The sequence below is a fragment of the Nocardioides pelophilus genome, assembly GCF_014180685.1.
Taxonomy (GTDB): Bacteria; Actinomycetota; Actinomycetes; order Propionibacteriales; family Nocardioidaceae; genus Nocardioides; species Nocardioides pelophilus.
This window is the reverse complement of the sequence record NZ_JACEHF010000024.1, coordinates 19,194-36,001: the sequence shown is the minus strand read 5'-3', so window position 1 is coordinate 36,001 and position 16,808 is coordinate 19,194. Positions and strand designations below refer to the sequence as shown.

Here is a 16,808-nt window from a genome sequence, read left to right as displayed (position 1 = left end):
CGAGCGGGACCTCCTTGGGGCACGCGGCCGCACACTCGCCGATGTTGGTGCAGCCGCCGAAGCCCTCGTGGTCGTGCTGGGCGGTCATGTCGACCACCCGGCTCCACCGCTCCGGCTGGCCCTGCGGCAGCTCACCGAGGTGGGTGATCTTCGCGCCGAGGAACAGCGACGCCGAGCCGTTCGGGCACGCGGCCACGCACGCGCCGCAGCCGATGCAGGTCGCCACGTTGAACGCGCGGACGGCGTTGTCGCGGGGGACCGGCACCGAGTTGGCCTCGGGGGCCGAGCCGGTGTTGGCCGAGATGTAGCCGCCGGACTGGATGATCCGGTCGAAGGCCGAGCGGTCGACGCACAGGTCCTTGAGCACCGGGAACGCGCCCGAGCGCCACGGCTCGATGGTGATCGTGTCGCCGTCCTTGAACGAGCGCATGTGCAGCTGGCAGGTGGTGGTCACCTCCGGCCCGTGCGGCTCGCCGTTGATCATCAGCGAGCACATGCCGCAGATGCCCTCGCGACAGTCGGAGTCGAACGCGATCGGCTCCTCGCCGAGCTCGTTGAGCTGCTCGTTGAGGACGTCGAGCATCTCCAGGAAGCTCATGTCCTCGGAGATCCCGGCCACGTCGTAGGTGTGGATCTTGCCCTTGTCCTGACTGTCGCTCTGGCGCCAGATCTTGAGGGTCAGGTTCATCGTCCCGGCGCTCATTTGTACGACCTCTGCTTCATCTCGATGGCGGTGTAGACGAGCTCTTCCTTGTGCAGGATCGGCGTGCCCATCTCGTTCGACCCGGGGTCGCCGTTCCACTCCCACGCGGCGACGTACGCGAACTCGTCGTCGTGGCGAAGAGCCTCGCCGTCCTCGGTCTGCGACTCGCCGCGGAAGTGGCCGCCGCACGACTCGCGGCGGTTGAGGGCGTCGATGCACATCAGCTCGCCGAGCTCGATGAAGTCGGCCACCCGGCCGGCCTTCTCCAGGCTCTGGTTGAGGGTGTTGGCCGAGCCCAGCACCTTGAGGTCGGTCCAGAACTCACGCTTGAGCTCGCGGATCATGTCGATCGCCTTGCGCAGGCCCTCGGCCGTGCGCTCCATGCCGCAGTACTCCCACATGATGTTGCCGAGCTCGCGGTGGAAGCTGTCGACGGAGCGGGTGCCGTTGATGGAGAGGAACTTCTCGATCCGCTCCTGCACCGAGTTCTGGGCCTCGACGACGGCCGGGTGGGACTCGTCGACCGGCTCGAACGGCCCGTCGGAGAGGTAGTCGCGGATCGTGTGCGGCAGCACGAAGTAGCCGTCGGCGAGCCCCTGCATCAGGGCGGACGCGCCGAGGCGGTTGGCGCCGTGGTCGGAGAAGTTGGCCTCTCCGGTCACGAACAGGCCGGTGATCGTCGACTGCAGGTCGTAGTCGACCCACAGGCCGCCCATGACGTAGTGCACGGCGGGGTAGATCCGCATCGGGACCTCGTACGGGTTCTCGCCCGTGATCCGCTCGTACATGTCGAAGAGGTTGTCGTACTTCTCGCGGATCGCGTCCTCGCCCAGGCGCTCGATCGCGTCGGCGAAGTCGAGATAGACGCCGCGCCGGAAGTCGCCGACCATCGGGCCGACGCCACGACCCTCGTCGCACATGTTCTTCGCCTGGCGGGAAGCGATGTCGCGGGGCACCAGGTTGCCGAAGGACGGGTAGATCCGCTCCAGGTAGTAGTCGCGGTCCTCCTCCGGGATCTCGCGCGGGTCCTTGGTGCAGTCCTCGGCCTTCTTGGGCACCCAGATCCGGCCGTCGTTGCGCAGCGACTCCGACATCAGGGTCAGCTTCGACTGGTGGTCGCCCGAGACCGGGATGCAGGTCGGGTGGATCTGCGTGTAGCAGGGGTTCGCCATGTAGGCGCCCTTGCGGTGCGCGCGCCACGCGGCGGTGACGTTGGAGCCCATCGCGTTGGTCGACAGGTAGAAGACGTTGCCGTAGCCACCCGAGGCGAGTACGACGACGTCGGCCAGGTGCGTCTCGATCTCACCGGTGACCATGTTGCGGGCCACGATGCCGCGCGCCCGGCCGTCGACCACGATGACCTCGAGCATCTCGTGGCGGGTGTACTCGGTGACGGTGCCGAGCTTCACCTGGCGCTCCATCGCCTGGTAGGCGCCGATCAGCAGCTGCTGACCCGTCTGGCCGCGGGCGTAGAACGTGCGCGACACCTGGACGCCGCCGAAGGAGCGGTTGTCGAGGAGGCCGCCGTACTCGCGGGCGAAGGGGACGCCCTGGGCGACGCACTGGTCGATGATGTTGGTGCTGACCTCGGCCAGGCGGTAGACGTTCGACTCCCGCGAGCGGTAGTCGCCGCCCTTGACCGTGTCGTAGAAGAGCCGGTGGACGGAGTCGCCGTCCTCCTTGTAGTTCTTGGCCGCGTTGATGCCGCCCTGGGCGGCGATCGAGTGCGCCCGGCGCGGGGAGTCCTGGTAGCAGAAGGACTTCACGTTGTAGCCGGCCTCGCCGAGCGTGGCGGCCGCCGCGCCGCCGGCCAGGCCGGTGCCGACGATGATGATCGAGAGCTTGCGGCGGTTGGCCGGGTTGACCAGCCGGGCCTCGAACTTGCGGGTCTGCCAGCGCTCGTCGATCGGGCCGTCGGGGGCCTTCTTGTCGGCGATCGGGTCGCCGGCGGTGTAGTAGCCCGCGGCGTCGTCGTACTGCCCGGGCGACGGCTCGTCGTGCGATCGGTCGGACGTGAGGGTGGTGTCCGGCATGTCAGTCATGTCAGGTCTTCCGTTGGTAGCGATCGTTGCTGACAGAGGTCAGTCGATGATGCCGGTGAGGACGGCGATCGGGACGAGCGAGAAGCCGCCGGCGATGAGGATCGCGATCGAGAACGAGATCGTCTTCGCGCGGGCGCGGCTGGCCGCGGTGCTCGTCAGGCCCAGCGTCTGGAGGGAGCTCCACACGCCGTGGTGCAGGTGTGCCCCGAGCATCGCCATGGCGGCGAGGTAGATCAGCGTCATCCACCAGACGTCGAAGGTGTCGACGAGCAGGTTGTAGGGGTCGCCTGCTGCATCACCCGTCTCGCCGCTCCTGACGTTCACCTTGCCGAAGGTGAAGTTGACGAGGTGCCACACGATGAAGAGGAAGAGGGTGAGGCCGCCCCAGCGCATCAGCCGGCTGGCCGGGATGGCGCCGGTGTGCTTCTTGACGACGTACTTGACCGGCCGCGCCTTGCGGGCGCGGCGGGTGAGCTCGATCGCGCACGCCACATGCACGACCAGCGCGAGCAGCAGGCCGCCGCGCATGATCCAGATGAACCCCATGTGGGGGAGCATCGGCTCGCCGAGCTCGCGCAGGTGGTGCGCGTACTCGTTGAAGGCGTCGTGGCCGGAGAAGGCCTTGAGGTTGCCGTACATGTGCCCGAGCACGAAGCCGACGAACGCGAGGCCGCTGAGGGCCATCAGGAGCTTCAGTGCGATCGAGGTGCGCGATGCCCGCGCGCCCTCGACGAGGGTCGGCCTGGTCATTACTGGGTCTGCCACGGCTGGTCACGCTACCGCGCACGTCTGGGGGCCGGGTAACCAGTCCGGTGTGAGGTTTGTCCGGTTAGGACACCCTCACCCGATTTCGCGTCTTTGGGCGCGGACAGGTCGGTGTGGCCCCTTTCACAATCGAAGCCTGTTGTGCAGACTCAGGGCTCGGCGAATCCGCCCGACATCCGGAGGTGCAGGTGACGACTGGCGTTGACGGCCCTGGTCGAGCACAGATCGAGGAGCGGACGCTCCGCACGGACCGATGGTGGTTGACACCGCTCGCGACGTTCATCGTCTTCAGCGGGTTCGTGGTCTTCGCGACCGTCCGTGCGTTCATGGGACGGGACTACTTCGCCGAGCCCTACCTCTCGCCGTTCTACTCGCCCTGCCTGGGCGACTGCGTCGAGGGCGCGTCCGACTTCGGCCAGCCGTTCTCCTGGTGGCCGCTGTCGGCGGCCCTGATCATCCTGATCTTCCCGCTCGGCTTCCGGATGACCTGCTACTACTACCGCAAGGCCTACTACCGGGCGTTCTGGCTGTCGCCGCCGGCGTGCGCGGTCGCTGAGCCGCACAGCGCCTACAGCGGAGAGACCCGGTTCCCGCTCCTGGTGCAGAACCTCCACCGCTACTTCTGGTACGCCGCCATCGTGGTCGGCCTGATCCTGACCTTCGACGTCGTGCTGGCCTTCCGGCCGATGCCGGACGAGTACGCCGTCGGCGACGGCGAGACGTCCGGCGTGCACATGGGGCTCGGCACCCTGCTGATGGCCGTGAACGTCGCGCTGATCTGGCTCTACACGCTGTCGTGCCACTCGTGCCGGCACATCGTGGGCGGCCGGCTGCGGCACTTCTCCAAGCACCCGGTCCGCTACAAGCTCTGGACCTGGGTGTCGAAGCTCAACGCCAGCCACCCGCGCTACGCGTGGTACTCGCTGTTCTCCGTGGCCGTGGTCGACTTCTACATCTACCTGCTGGCCACCGACGTGATCGACGACCTCAGGTTCTTCTGACCACCCCGCAAAGGTTCCAATGACTCAAGCGCACAGCAACACCAGCCGACACCCGATGACCGGCAACGAGATGTCCGGTGACGCCGAGGGTGGCATCGAGCGCCGCCAGTACGACGTGATCGTGATCGGGGCCGGCGGGTCCGGCCTGCGCGCCGCGATCGCCGCCCACGAGGCGGGCGCTCGCGTCGGCGTCGTGTGCAAGTCGCTGCTCGGCAAGGCCCACACGGTCATGGCCGAGGGCGGCGCCGCTGCCGCGATGGGCAACGTCTATCCCGAGGACAACTGGCAGGTGCACTTCCGCGACACCATGCGTGGCGGGAAGATGCTCAACAACTGGCGGATGGCCCAGCTCCACGCGCAGGAGGCGCCCGAGCGGGTCATGGAGCTCGAGGACTGGGGCGCCCTGTTCGACCGCACTCCCGACGGGCTGATCAGCCAGCGCGACTTCGGCGGCCACCGTTATGCCCGGCTCGCCCACATCGGCGACCGCACCGGTCTCGAGATGATCCGCACGCTCCAGCAGCGGCTGGTGCAGCTCGGCATCGACGTCTTCATGGAGTGCACGGTCACCGACCTCCTCAAGGCGCCCTCGGATGACGGGCAGGGGGCCATCGCCGGTGCCTTCGCCTACTGGCGCGAGTCCGGCCGCTTCATCGTGTTCGAGGCGCCCGCTGTGGTGCTGGCGACCGGCGGGTTCGGCAAGGCGTGGAAGGTCACCTCGAACTCCTGGGAGTACACCGGCGACGGCCACGCCCTGGCCCTGCGCGCCGGCGCCACCCTCATCAACATGGAGTTCGTGCAGTTCCACCCGACCGGGATGGTCTGGCCGCCGTCGGTGAAGGGGCTGCTCGTCACCGAGTCCGTGCGCGGCGACGGCGGCATCCTGAAGAACTCCGAGGGCAAGCGGTTCATGTTCGACCACATCCCGGAGTACTTCCGGGCCGAGACGGCTGACTCCATCGAGGAGGCCGACCGGTGGTACGACGACAAGAAGAACAACCGCCGTCCCCCTGAGCTGCTGCCCCGCGACGAGGTCGCCCGGGCGATCAACGCCGAGATCAAGGCCGGCAGGGGATCGCCGCACGGTGGCGTCTTCCTCGACATCGCGTCCCGACGTACCCCGGAGTTCATCCGCAAGCGGCTGCCGTCGATGTACCACCAGTTCAAGGAGCTGGCCGACGTCGACATCACGGCCGAGCCGATGGAGATCGGCCCGACCTGCCACTACGCGATGGGCGGCATCGAGGTCGACCCCGACACCGAGCTGTCGGTGGTGCCCGGGCTGTACGCCGTCGGCGAGTGCTCGGGCGGCATGCACGGGTCCAACCGGCTCGGTGGCAACTCGCTGTCCGACCTGATCGTGTTCGGCCGCCGAGCAGGCGATGCCGCGGCGTCGTACGCCTCGTCGCTGTCGTCACGGCCCGGGATCTCCGATGCGGACATCACGGCGGCGAAGGCGAGCGCGCTCGCGCCGTTCGAGCTGGAGGGCCGCGAGAACCCGTACACGATCCAGCAGGACCTCCAGCAGGCGATGAACGACCTGGTCGGGATCATCCGCGAGGGATCGGAGCTGGAGCAGGCGCTCCAGGAGGTCGAGCGGCTCAAGGAGCGCGCGGCGAGCATGTCCGTCGAGGGGCACCGGCAGTACAACCCCGGCTGGCACCTGGCGATCGACCTGCGCAACATGCTGCTGGTCGGGGAGTGCGTGGCGAAGGCGGCGCTGGCGCGGCAGGAGTCGCGCGGCGGCCACACCCGCAACGACTTCCCCGGCCCCAACCCCGAGTGGGGCGGCAAGAACCTCGTGCTGCGGCTCAACGCCGAGGGCACCGGCGTCGACCTGACCGAGCAGGCCATCCCGGCGATGCCCGACGACCTGAAGAAGTTCTTCGAGGAGTGACATGGGCTACGAGCTGAAGATGCGGGTCTGGCGCGGCGACGCCAGCGGCGGGTCGCTGGGTGACTACGCGGTCGAGGTGTCCGAGGGCGAGGTCGTGCTCGACGCGCTCCACCGGCTCCAGGCGACCCAGACCGGCGACCTCGCGATCCGGTGGAACTGCAAGGCCGGCAAGTGCGGGTCGTGCAGCGCCGAGATCAACGGGAAGCCGCGGCTGCTGTGCATGACCCGGCTGTCCGACTTCGACCCGGCCGAGACGATCACGGTGACGCCGATGCGGGCCTACCCCGTCATCCGGGACCTGGTCACCGACGTGTCCTACAACTACGAGAAGGCGCGCGAGCTGCCGGGCGTCGAGCTCGGCCCGCGGGATGCCGACGGCAAGCGCCGGATGATGCAGGTCGACGTCGAGCGGGGCCAGGAGTTCCGCAAGTGCATCGAGTGCTTCCTGTGCCAGAACACCTGCCACGTGACGCGTGACCACGAGGACAACAAGCCGGCGTTCGCGGGCCCCCGGTTCTTCCTGCGCTACGCCGAGCTCGACATGCACCCGCTCGACACCCTCGACCGCCGCGACACCGTGCGCGAGACGGCCGGTCTCGGCCTGTGCAACATCACCAAGTGCTGCACCGAGGTCTGCCCGGAGGGCATCAAGATCACTGACAACGCGATCATCCCGATGAAGGAGCGCGTCGTCGACAGGAAGTACGACCCGCTGGTGTGGCTCGGCAACAAGATCGGGCTGCGCAACAAGGACAACGAAGGTCGCGCAGCGACCTGAGCGCCGCTGGTTGAGGTGCGAGCGCAGCGAGCAGTCGCCGCTGGTTGAGGCGCGAGCGCAGCGAGCAGTCGCCGCTGGTTGAGGCGCGAGCGCAGCGAGCAGTCGCCGCTGGTTGAGGTGCGAGCGCAGCGAGCCTCGAAACCAAGGCGCCCGGGTCAGGCGGCGATCGGCGTCGGCGAGCGGTAGTGCACCGCGACCAGCTCGTCGACGGCGTCGACCCAGGTCCGCCGTACGACTGACGCGCGCGCCGCCTCGCCCAGCAGCCTTCGGTGACCGTCGGCGGCGACCGCGGCCACCGCCCGGCGCAGGTCGCGCGGGTCGGCCGGGTCGTAGAGCAGGCCCGTCTCCAGGTGCCGCACCACGTCGGCGGCGCCGCCCGAGCGCGGCGCCACCGCGGGCACACCGGAGGCCGCGGCCTCGCGCAGGGCGTGGCAGTCGGTCTCGCGCTCGCCCGGGTGGACCAGCAGGTCCAGGGTCGGCAGCGCCACGGTGAGGTCCCCGGTCCCCAGCGGACCGGTGAACCGCGCGCCGGGGAGTCGCCTCTCGAGCCACTCGCGCTCGGGCCCGGCGCCGATGACGACCGGCCGGATCCCGGGGATGTCGGCGAGCTCGGCGAGGCGTCGTACCCCGTGCCGCTTGTGCAGGCTGCCGACATAGCCGACGACGACCTGGCGGCCTTCCTTCGAGCGCGCCCGCGACCAGGAGTCCTGGAGCCACGGGTCGCGCAGCTTCGGGGTGAAGGCGAGCGGGTCGACGCCGGGCTGCCACAGCGTCGCCGCGGCGCCGAGCTCGGCGACCCGCTCGACCATCCAGGGGGCGGTGACCAGCAGCGTGTCGGCGCGGTCGGCGACCTTGGCGCGCCAGTAGTCGGCGGCCAGGTCGAGCACCGGGGACTGCTCCACGACGAGGGTCGGTACGCCGGTGCGGCGCGCGTGCTTGAGCGCCTTGCGTCCCACGAACCGGGGCGACACCGCCTGCACCAGGTCCGGGGCGAACGCGTCCAGCGCCGCGCGGATCTGGCCGCCGGTCGGCTCGAGTGGCCGCACCCGCACCACCTCGCAGCCGAGGTAGGAGGCCAGGCCGGGACCGGGCGCGATGATCCGCACCGTGTGGCCGAGGTCGACCAGCCGGTCGGCGGTCGCCTTGAGCGTCGTCGTGGTGCTGTCGACGGCCGGGTAGAAGCTCTCCGTGACCAGTGCGATCCTCATGGCGCCAGCCTGGGCGCCGGACGTTTCCGGCTCCCCGTCTGGCGATGGACGCCGGGTGAACGCCTGCCGCTGGTTGAGGTGCGAGCGGGGTGCGGCTGCCGCTGGTTGAGGTGCGAGCGAGGCGCGGCTGCCGTTGGTTGAGGGTGAGCGAGGCGTGCCTGCCGCTGGTTGAGGTGCGAGCGAAGCGAGCCTCGAAACCAAGGCGCCCTGTCGGTGGCCGCACCTAGGTTCGCGGGTATGGATATCAAGCTCGAGCTGGTGGCGGTGCCCGTGAGCGATGTCGATCGGGCGAAGGAGTTCTACGAGCGGGCGGGGTTCGTGGTCGACCACGACCACACCGTCAGCGACGAGGTCAGGTTCGTGCAGCTCACCCCACCGGGGTCGGCCTGCTCGATCGCGATCGGGAAGGGTCTCACGACGCTGGCGCCCGGCGCCCTCGACAACCTGCAGGCGGTGGTCGCCGACGCCGACGCGGCTCACGCCGACCTCACCGAGCGCGGCATCGAGGTCAGCCCGGTCGACGACCAGCCGTGGGGCCGGTTCGTGTACTTCGCCGACCCCGACGGCAACCGGTGGTCGCTCCAGCAGCTGCCCAACTGGGGCTGAGCGGGCCTGCTCCTCCGTTCCGCACGACCGTCGCTGTCGGCGTACGGGCGGTCATGCAGGCCGCCGATGATGTAACACGCCGTTCGCCGAGCTGGGCGACCCCTGGCGTCGCTAGGAGACCGCTGCAAGGGGGCCGGACCGACGTCAACGTCCTGCAAGTACGGCGTACGCCCCGCAAGTACGGCGTACGTCCTGCCAGGCCCGCGGACGGTCCCGCAGGTCCGCGAACAGCGTGTTACATCCGCCGCCGGCGCGCGGCCACGCCGTGCCAGAACCCCGCGCGACACGCGCCCGGAGCGTCTCAAACCTCACACTGTGTAGCGACTGCCACACGGCGGTTCGTAGGGTGCGGCTATGACTGACCTCGCCGACAGCGCCTCGGATGACGCGGTCGCGGCTCCGCTCGCGCTCGCGCAGCCGGAGGACCGGCACAGCAGGGAGGAGTGGGAGGCCGCGACTGCGGCCGTCCTGCGGAAGTCCCGCAAGCTCACCGACGCGGACGCCGACGCGGCGGTCTGGGACAAGCTGACCCGGACCACCCTCGACGGCATCGCGATCCCGCCGCTCGGCGTCCCCGGTGCTCCGGACCCGGCGGTGCGGCCGACGCGTACCGGGGCATGGGACATCCGCACGCTGGTCTCGCACCCCGACGCCAAGCTCGCCAACGAGGAGGCGCTGGTCGACCTCGACGGTGGCGCGACCAGCCTCTGGATCGCAGCCGACGAGACGACCGACCTGCCGACGGTGCTCGCCGACGTGCTGCTCGACCTCGCGCCGGTGGTCCTCGACGCGCCGACCGCGCCCACCGCGACCGCGCGCGCCCTGCTCGCCTACGCCGGCGAGCGCCACGTGAAGATGCACCCCGACAGCAACCTCGGCGCCGACCCGCTGGGCGCGATGCTGCGCGACCTGCCGCTCGCCGTCGACGAGGCGGTCGGCGAGCTCCGGGACCTGGCGTCCCAGGCCGCGGCCGCCGGTGTCCGGGCGATCGTGGTCGACGCGACCGCCGCCCACGACCTCGGTGCCAGCGACGTCCAGGAGCTCGCCTGGTCGGTGGCCGCCGGTGTCGCCTACCTGCGCTGGCTCACCGACCACGGCCTCGACCTCGAGGACGCGGCCAACCTGATCGAGTTCCGCTACGCCGCCACCGACGAGCAGTTCCCGACCATCGCCAAGCTGCGCGCGGCCCGCCAGCTGTGGGCGAGCGTGCTGCACCACTCGGGGCTCCCGACCGACGTCGTCGTGGAGCAGCGTCAGCACGCGGTGACCAGCCGGCCGATGCTCAGCAAGTACGACCCCTACGTCAACATGCTGCGCGGCACGGTCGCGGCCTTCGCCGCCGGCGTCGGGGGAGCAGACGCGGTGACCGTCCTCCCGTTCGACGCCGCCCTCGGCCAGCCGGAGGGCTTCGGCCGCCGGATCGCCCGCAACGTCAGCCACCTGCTCATCGACGAGTCCCACGTCGCTGCGGTCGCCGACCCCGCCGGTGGTGCGTACGCCGTCGAGCAGCTCACCGCCGATCTCGCCGCCGCCGGCTGGGCTGCGTTCCAGCAGCTCGAGGAGGAGTGGGAGACCGGCCACGACTTCACGCCCTTCCGCGACCGGATCGCTGCCACGGTCGCCGAGAGGGAGGCCCTGATCGCCCGTCGCAAGCGGCCGCTCACCGGCGTGACCGAGTTCCCGAACCTCGCCGAGGAGCTGCCGGCCCGCGAGCCCGACCCGCTCAACGACCGGGTCGCCCGCTACGGCGCCTCGTTCGAGGCGCTGCGTGACGAACCGGTCGCGACGCCCGTCTTCCTCGCCACCCTCGGCACGATCGCCCAGCACACCGCCCGCGCCACCTTCGCCGCCAACCTGCTTGCCGCAGGCGGCATCGCGGTCGACGTGGCCGGGCCGACGTCCGGTGTCGACGAGCTGCTGGCGGCGTACGGCGGACAGCCGGTGGTGTGCCTCGCCGGCACCGACGCGGCGTACTCCGAGTGGGGCGCGGCCGCCGTCGAAGCCCTGCGCGGTGCGGGCGCCCAGCACGTGATCATCGCCGGCAAGCCGGACGCCGTCGCTGCCGAGGTCGACGACGCCGCGGCGATCGGCGTCGACGCCCTTGCCTTCCTGACCTCGACCAGAGAGAAGCTGTCGTGAGCATTCCGAAGAGCTTTGCGGGACTGCCCCTGGCCGGTGCCGACTCCGGGTCTCGTGACGGTCGCCAGAGCGACCTCCTCGACCTCCGGGCTACGTCAGGAGAGGGCTGGCTGAGCCCCGAGGGCATCGAGATCAAGCCGTCGTACGACGCTTCTGATGTCGCAGCCCTCGCCGCCGACGGATCCCTCGACACCTGGCCGGGCCTGAGCCCGTTCCTGCGCGGGCCGTACCCCACGATGTACACGACCCAGCCGTGGACGATCCGGCAGTACGCCGGCTTCTCGACCGCCGAGGAGTCCAACGCCTTCTACCGCCGCAACCTCGCGGCCGGCCAGAAGGGCCTGAGCGTCGCGTTCGACCTGGCCACCCACCGCGGCTACGACTCCGACCACCCGCGCGTGCGCGGCGACGTCGGCATGGCCGGTGTGGCGATCGACTCGATCTACGACACCCGCACGCTCTTCGACGGCATCCCGCTGGACCAGATGAGCGTCTCGATGACGATGAACGGCGCGGTGCTCCCGGTGCTCGCGCTCTACATCGCCGCGGCCGAGGAGCAGGGGGTGAAGCCGGAGCAGCTCTCGGGGACCATCCAGAACGACATCCTCAAGGAGTTCATGGTCCGCAACACCTACATCTACCCGCCGACGCCGTCGATGCGGATCATCTCCGACATCTTCGCGTTCACCAGCCAGCGGATGCCGCGGTTCAACTCGATCTCGATCTCCGGCTACCACATGCAGGAGGCCGGAGCGACCGCCGACCTCGAGCTGGCGTACACGCTGGCCGACGGCGTCGAGTACATCCGCGCGGGGCTCGAGTCGGGCCTCACCATCGACCAGTTCGCGCCCCGGTTGTCGTTCTTCTGGGCGATCGGCATGAACTTCTACATGGAGGTCGCGAAGATGCGCGCGGCCCGGGCGCTGTGGAGCCGGCTGGTCCGCCAGTTCGACCCGCAGAACCCGAAGTCGCTCTCGCTGCGGACCCACAGCCAGACGAGCGGCTGGAGCCTGACCGCCCAGGACGTCTTCAACAACGTCGGCCGCACCTGCATCGAGGCGATGGCCGCGACCCAGGGCCACACCCAGTCGCTGCACACCAACGCCCTCGACGAGGCGATCGCGCTGCCGACGGACTTCTCGGCGCGGATCGCGCGCAACACCCAGCTGCTGCTCCAGCAGGAGAGCGGTACGACGTACACGATCGACCCCTGGGCCGGCTCGTACTACGTGGAGAAGCTCACCCACGACCTCGCCGAGCGGGCCTGGGCCCACATCCAGGAGGCCGAGGCCGCCGGCGGCATGGCCGCCGCGATCGAGCAGGGCATCCCGAAGATGCGCATCGAGGAGGCCGCGGCCCGCACCCAGGCGCGGATCGACTCCGGCGCGCAGAAGGTGATCGGCGTCAACACGTTCCGGCTGCCGGTCGAGGACAAGCTCGACGTGCTGCGGGTCGACAACGACGAGGTCTACCGCCAGCAGATCGCCAAGCTGGAGCGGCTCCGCGCCGAGCGCGACCAGTCCGACGTCGACCTGGCCCTCGAGGCATTGACCCGCAGCGCCGACACCGGTGACGGCAACCTGCTCGAGCTCGCGGTCGCCGCCGCCCGCCACAAGGCGACCGTCGGCGAGATCTCCGACGCCCTGGAGAAGGTCTACGGCCGGCACCAGGCCGTGATCCGTACTATCTCGGGCGTGTACCGGGACGAGGCCGCCGAGTCGGGCGACACCCTGCTGAGCGAGGTGCGCGCCGCGACCGACGAGTTCGCCGAGGCCGAGGGCCGGCGCCCCCGGATCCTGGTCGCGAAGATGGGCCAGGACGGCCACGATCGCGGCCAGAAGGTGGTCGTCTCGGCGTTCGCCGACATGGGCTTCGACGTCGACGTGGGGCCGCTGTTCTCGACGCCCGAGGAGGTCGCGCAGCAGGCGATCGACGCCGACGTGCACATCGTCGGCGTCTCGTCCCTCGCCGCCGGCCACCTCGCGCTGCTGCCCGCGCTGCGTCAGGCGCTGGCCGAGCACGGCCGCGAGGACATCATGGTCGTCATCGGTGGCGTGATCCCGCCCGACGACGTGCCGACCCTCAAGGAGATGGGCGCGGCCGCGGTGTTCCTGCCCGGCACGGTCATCGCCGAGTCCGCGCTCGACCTGCTCGCGAAGCTGCGCGAGCAGCTCGACCACTGATGCAGCTCGACGAGCTCCTCGAGGGGATCCGCGAGGGTCGCCGTGCCCAGGTGGCGCGGGCGATCACGCTCGTCGAGTCGACCAGCCCCAAGCACCGCCAGCAGGCCCGCGAGCTGCTCGCGGCACTGGGGTCGCGTGACGGTCGCGACGGCGACCTCCCCGACCAGCGAGGACCGGCGGTGCGGGTCGGGATCTCGGGCGTGCCCGGGGTCGGCAAGTCGACCTTCATCGAGGCGCTCGGCACCCGGCTGACCCAGGAGGGCCACCGGGTCGGCGTACTGGCAGTGGACCCGTCCAGCATCCGCACGGGCGGCTCGGTGCTCGGCGACAAGACCCGGATGGCCCGGCTGTCCACCGATCCCCACGCGTTCATCCGTCCCAGCCCGTCGGCGGGCACGCTGGGCGGCGTCGCTCGCGCCACGGTGCAGGCGATGGCCGTGCTCGAGGCGGCGGGCTTCGACGTGATCCTCGTCGAGACGGTGGGTGTCGGGCAGTCCGAGGTGACCGTCGCCGGCATGGTCGACACCTTCCTCTTCCTGACCCTCGCCCGCACCGGCGACCAGCTCCAGGGCATCAAGAAGGGCATCCTCGAGATCTCCGACGTGATCGCGGTCAACAAGGCCGACGGTGATCGCGAGCAGGAGGCGAGGGGAGCGGCGCGCGAGCTCGCCGGCGCGCTCCGGCTGGTGCGCGGGCACGGCGAGTGGGCGCCTCCCGTGGTCACCTGCTCGGGTCTCAACGACGTCGGGGTCGACGACGTGTGGCAGCGGGTGCTCGAGCACCGCGACCACCTCGGGGCCGACGGCCTCGCGCGCAAGCGCGCCGAGCAGCAGCTCGACTTCACCTGGGCGCTGGTCCGCGACGAGCTCGACCAGCGGCTGCGCCACTCGAGCGGGGTCAGGGCGGTCCAGGCCGAGGTCCGCGCCGCCGTGCTCGCCGGCGAGCTGACGGCACCGCTTGCCGCCGACCGGATCCTCGAGGCGTACGACGAGGGCTAGGCTCGCCCTGATGTCCACCTCTGCTGACCCGAGCGCCGCCGGCGCGGGTGCCGACCCGAATGCCGACTCCGTCGAGCACGTCATCAACCATGTCGTCGACAAGCACGGCGACGACCTGCTCGACCTGCGGCGTGACCTGCACCGCCATCCGGAGCTGTCCTGGGACGAGCGGCGCACGACCGACCGGGTGGTCGAGATCCTCGAGCGCACCGGCTGGCGGGTCACGCGAGCGGTGCGCAGCGGTGCCGTCGCCGAGATCGGCGACGGTGAGCGGGTGGTGGCCCTCCGGGCCGACCTCGACGCGCTGCCCGTCCAGGACCTGACCCAGGACCCGTGGGTCAGCACGGTGCCCGGGGTGGCGCACGCCTGCGGCCACGACGTCCACACCGCGGCGCTGATCGGCGCCGCCCACGCGCTCGCGGAGGTCCACGGACGCGGACTGCTCCCGGGCCGGGTCCGGCTGCTGTTCCAGCCCGCCGAGGAGGTCATGCCGGGGGGTGCGGTGCACCTGGTCAACCACGGCGCGCTCGAGGACGTCGAGCGGATCTTCGCCCTGCACACCGAGCCCGCCGTCGACGTCGGCACCGTCGGGGTCCGCACCGGTCCGATCACCAGCGCCGCCGACCGGATCGAGGTCCGGCTCGAGGGCAACGGCGGCCACACCTCACGCCCCCACCTGACCGGCGACCTCACCTTCGCGCTCGCCAAGATCGCCTGCGAGCTACCCGCGGTGCTGAGCCGCCGGATGGACCCCCGCTCCGGCGTCAGCGTCGTGTGGGGACTGCTGCGTGCCGGCTCCGCCCCCAACGTGATCCCGGACCAGGGCATCGCCGCCGGGACGGTGCGCATCCTCGACTCCGTCGCCTGGGCCGCCTGCGAGGCCGTGGTGCGGGAGGCCGTCATCGACATCGTCCGCCCGTACGGCGTCACCGCGTCGGTCGACTACCTCCAGGGCGTGCCGCCCGTGGTCAACGACCCGACGAGCGCGCGCCTGATCGCCGAGGCAGTCGACCGGGTGCTCGGCATCCATCACCGCACCGAGGTCCCGCAGAGCCTCGGCGGCGAGGACTTCGGCTGGTACCTCTCGGGTGTGCCCGGCGCGATGTTCCGGCTCGGCACCCGCACGCCGGGCGGCGCGACGTACGACCTGCACCAGGGAGATCTCCGGATCGACGAGCAATCCGTCGGCGTCGGAGCCCGGGTCCTGGCCGCAGTGGCGCACCGCACCCTGGTCACTACTCGGTAACAAAGAAGAAATTTCCGTTGCAACGCCCCCTGCGGAGGAAACTCGCCGTTAGTGTGCATCGGGATGCCCCGCCGCGGGGCCCGACGAGTACGAAATATCCAGGAGGACGCCGTGATGAAGACGGCTCGAATCGCTGCGGTGGCTGCCATCGCAGCACTCGCCCTGACGGCATGTGGTGACAGAGAGGACGACGGCGACAACGGAAGCGACAACAACTCGCCGTCCGAGAGCGAAACCACCTCGGAAGCCGCCGAGCAGTACCCCGACTTCAAGGCGTGCATGGTCTCCGACTCCGGGGGCTTCGACGACAAGTCGTTCAACCAGACCTCGCACGACGGCCTCGAGAACGCGGCCGCCACGTACGGCGTCCAGACTGCGGAGGCGGAGTCCTCGGACCCGTCGCAGTTCGCCGACAACATCGACTCGCTGATCAACCAGGACTGCAACCAGGTCACCACGGTCGGGTTCCTCCTCGGTGACGCGACCCGGGCCGCCGCGGAGGCCAACCCCGACGTCGACTTCGCCATCGTCGACTTCGAGTTCACCGACGCGGAGACCTTCGAGCCGAACCCGCCCGAGAACGCCAAGGGCCTGACCTTCGACACCGGCCAGCCGTCGTTCCTCGCCGGCTACCTCGCGGCTGCGAAGTCCGAGACCGGCGTGGTCGGCACGTTCGGTGGTCTCAACATCCCGACCGTGACCATCTTCATGACCGGTTTCGCGCAGGGTGTCGACTACTACAACGAGCAGAACGACGGTGCGGTCGAGGTCCTCGGCTGGGACCCGGCGAACCCCGAGGGCGGCTCGTTCACGAACGACTTCGAGGACAAGACCGCTGGTCAGTCGCTGGCCGAAGAGATGATCGGCCAGGGCGCTGACGTCATCTTCCCGGTCGCCGGTCCGGCCGGCCTCGGTGGTCTCCAGGCCGCCCAGGACAACGACGTGTGGGGCATCTGGGTCGACACCGACGGCTGCGTCTCGGCCGCCGAGTACTGCGACTCGCTCCTGACCTCGGTCGTGAAGGGCATGGACGTCGCGGTGGAGCAGGCGATCCTTGACTCCGCGAGCGGCACGTTCACCAACGAGGTCTACCGCGGCACGCTCGCCGACGGTGGCGTCAGCCTCGCGCCGTACGGCCCGAACGCCGACGTCGACGACGACCTCGCTGCTGAGATCGAGGAGATCAAGCAGCTGATCATCGACGGCGAGATCACCGTCGGCTGATCACAGCCAGTTGAGCGA

13 protein-coding genes are annotated in these 16,808 nt (G+C 70.2%); 9 read left to right on the top strand and 4 right to left on the bottom strand.

Features of this window, described 5'->3' with window-relative positions; translation table 11 throughout:
* The 3 genes from H0488_RS07165 to H0488_RS07155 form a co-directional block, all read right to left on the bottom strand.
* The coding region (locus tag H0488_RS07165; RefSeq protein WP_183098601.1) for a succinate dehydrogenase/fumarate reductase iron-sulfur subunit at positions 1-688 on the bottom strand (688 nt) is incomplete at its 3' end.
* Positions 689-699: 11 nt separating this feature from the next.
* Positions 700-2,736 carry a fumarate reductase/succinate dehydrogenase flavoprotein subunit gene (locus tag H0488_RS07160; RefSeq protein WP_183098600.1) on the bottom strand — a complete coding sequence of 679 codons (2,037 nt, stop codon included), beginning with the start codon at positions 2,734-2,736 and terminating at the stop codon, positions 700-702.
* Between the two features lie 48 nt (positions 2,737-2,784).
* Positions 2,785-3,510 carry a succinate dehydrogenase cytochrome b subunit gene (locus H0488_RS07155; protein WP_312856239.1) on the bottom strand — a complete coding sequence of 242 codons (726 nt, stop codon included), beginning with the start codon at positions 3,508-3,510 and terminating at the stop codon, positions 2,785-2,787.
* Positions 3,511-3,698: 188 nt separating this feature from the next.
* On the opposite strand from H0488_RS07155, the gene sdhC reads away from it, so the two are divergent.
* From sdhC to H0488_RS07140, 3 genes are read left to right on the top strand one after another with little or no spacing between them, the layout of a single operon-like run.
* Entirely contained in the window at positions 3,699-4,511 is an 813-nt protein-coding gene (gene sdhC / locus H0488_RS07150; protein WP_183098596.1) for a succinate dehydrogenase subunit SdhC, read from the top strand.
* 19 nt (positions 4,512-4,530) lie between these two features.
* Positions 4,531-6,408, top strand: a complete 1,878-nt coding sequence (locus H0488_RS07145; protein ID WP_183098595.1) for a fumarate reductase/succinate dehydrogenase flavoprotein subunit — start codon at positions 4,531-4,533, stop codon at positions 6,406-6,408.
* A 1-nt stretch (position 6,409) separates the two neighbouring features.
* Complete coding sequence (locus H0488_RS07140) at positions 6,410-7,186, top strand: succinate dehydrogenase/fumarate reductase iron-sulfur subunit (RefSeq protein ID WP_183098594.1); 777 nt, start codon at positions 6,410-6,412, stop codon at positions 7,184-7,186.
* Between the two features lie 155 nt (positions 7,187-7,341).
* Here H0488_RS07140 and H0488_RS07135 read toward each other — a convergent pair whose 3' ends face one another.
* On the bottom strand, positions 7,342-8,394 hold the full coding sequence (locus H0488_RS07135) for a glycosyltransferase (RefSeq protein WP_183098593.1): 1,053 nt from the start codon (positions 8,392-8,394) through the stop codon (positions 7,342-7,344).
* 237 nt (positions 8,395-8,631) lie between these two features.
* Between H0488_RS07135 and H0488_RS07130 the strand changes: the two genes are divergently transcribed.
* From H0488_RS07130 to H0488_RS07105, 6 genes are all read left to right on the top strand, one after another.
* On the top strand, positions 8,632-9,000 hold the full coding sequence (locus H0488_RS07130) for a VOC family protein (protein WP_183098592.1): 369 nt from the start codon (positions 8,632-8,634) through the stop codon (positions 8,998-9,000).
* Between the two features lie 354 nt (positions 9,001-9,354).
* On the top strand, positions 9,355-11,139 hold the full coding sequence (locus H0488_RS07125; RefSeq protein WP_183098591.1) for a methylmalonyl-CoA mutase family protein: 1,785 nt from the start codon (positions 9,355-9,357) through the stop codon (positions 11,137-11,139).
* A 23-nt stretch (positions 11,140-11,162) separates the two neighbouring features.
* Complete coding sequence (scpA, locus tag H0488_RS07120; protein WP_220794291.1) at positions 11,163-13,322, top strand: methylmalonyl-CoA mutase; 2,160 nt, start codon at positions 11,163-11,165, stop codon at positions 13,320-13,322.
* A complete protein-coding gene (meaB, locus tag H0488_RS07115; protein ID WP_183098589.1) occupies positions 13,322-14,320 on the top strand; it encodes a methylmalonyl Co-A mutase-associated GTPase MeaB in 999 nt (332 codons plus the stop codon). Before scpA ends, meaB begins: the two co-directional genes overlap by 1 nt.
* A gap of 10 nt (positions 14,321-14,330) precedes the next feature.
* A complete protein-coding gene (locus H0488_RS07110; RefSeq protein ID WP_183098588.1) occupies positions 14,331-15,566 on the top strand; it encodes an amidohydrolase in 1,236 nt (411 codons plus the stop codon).
* Between the two features lie 114 nt (positions 15,567-15,680).
* Complete coding sequence (locus H0488_RS07105) at positions 15,681-16,790, top strand: BMP family lipoprotein (protein ID WP_183098587.1); 1,110 nt, start codon at positions 15,681-15,683, stop codon at positions 16,788-16,790.
* Positions 16,791-16,808 lie beyond the last annotated feature (18 nt).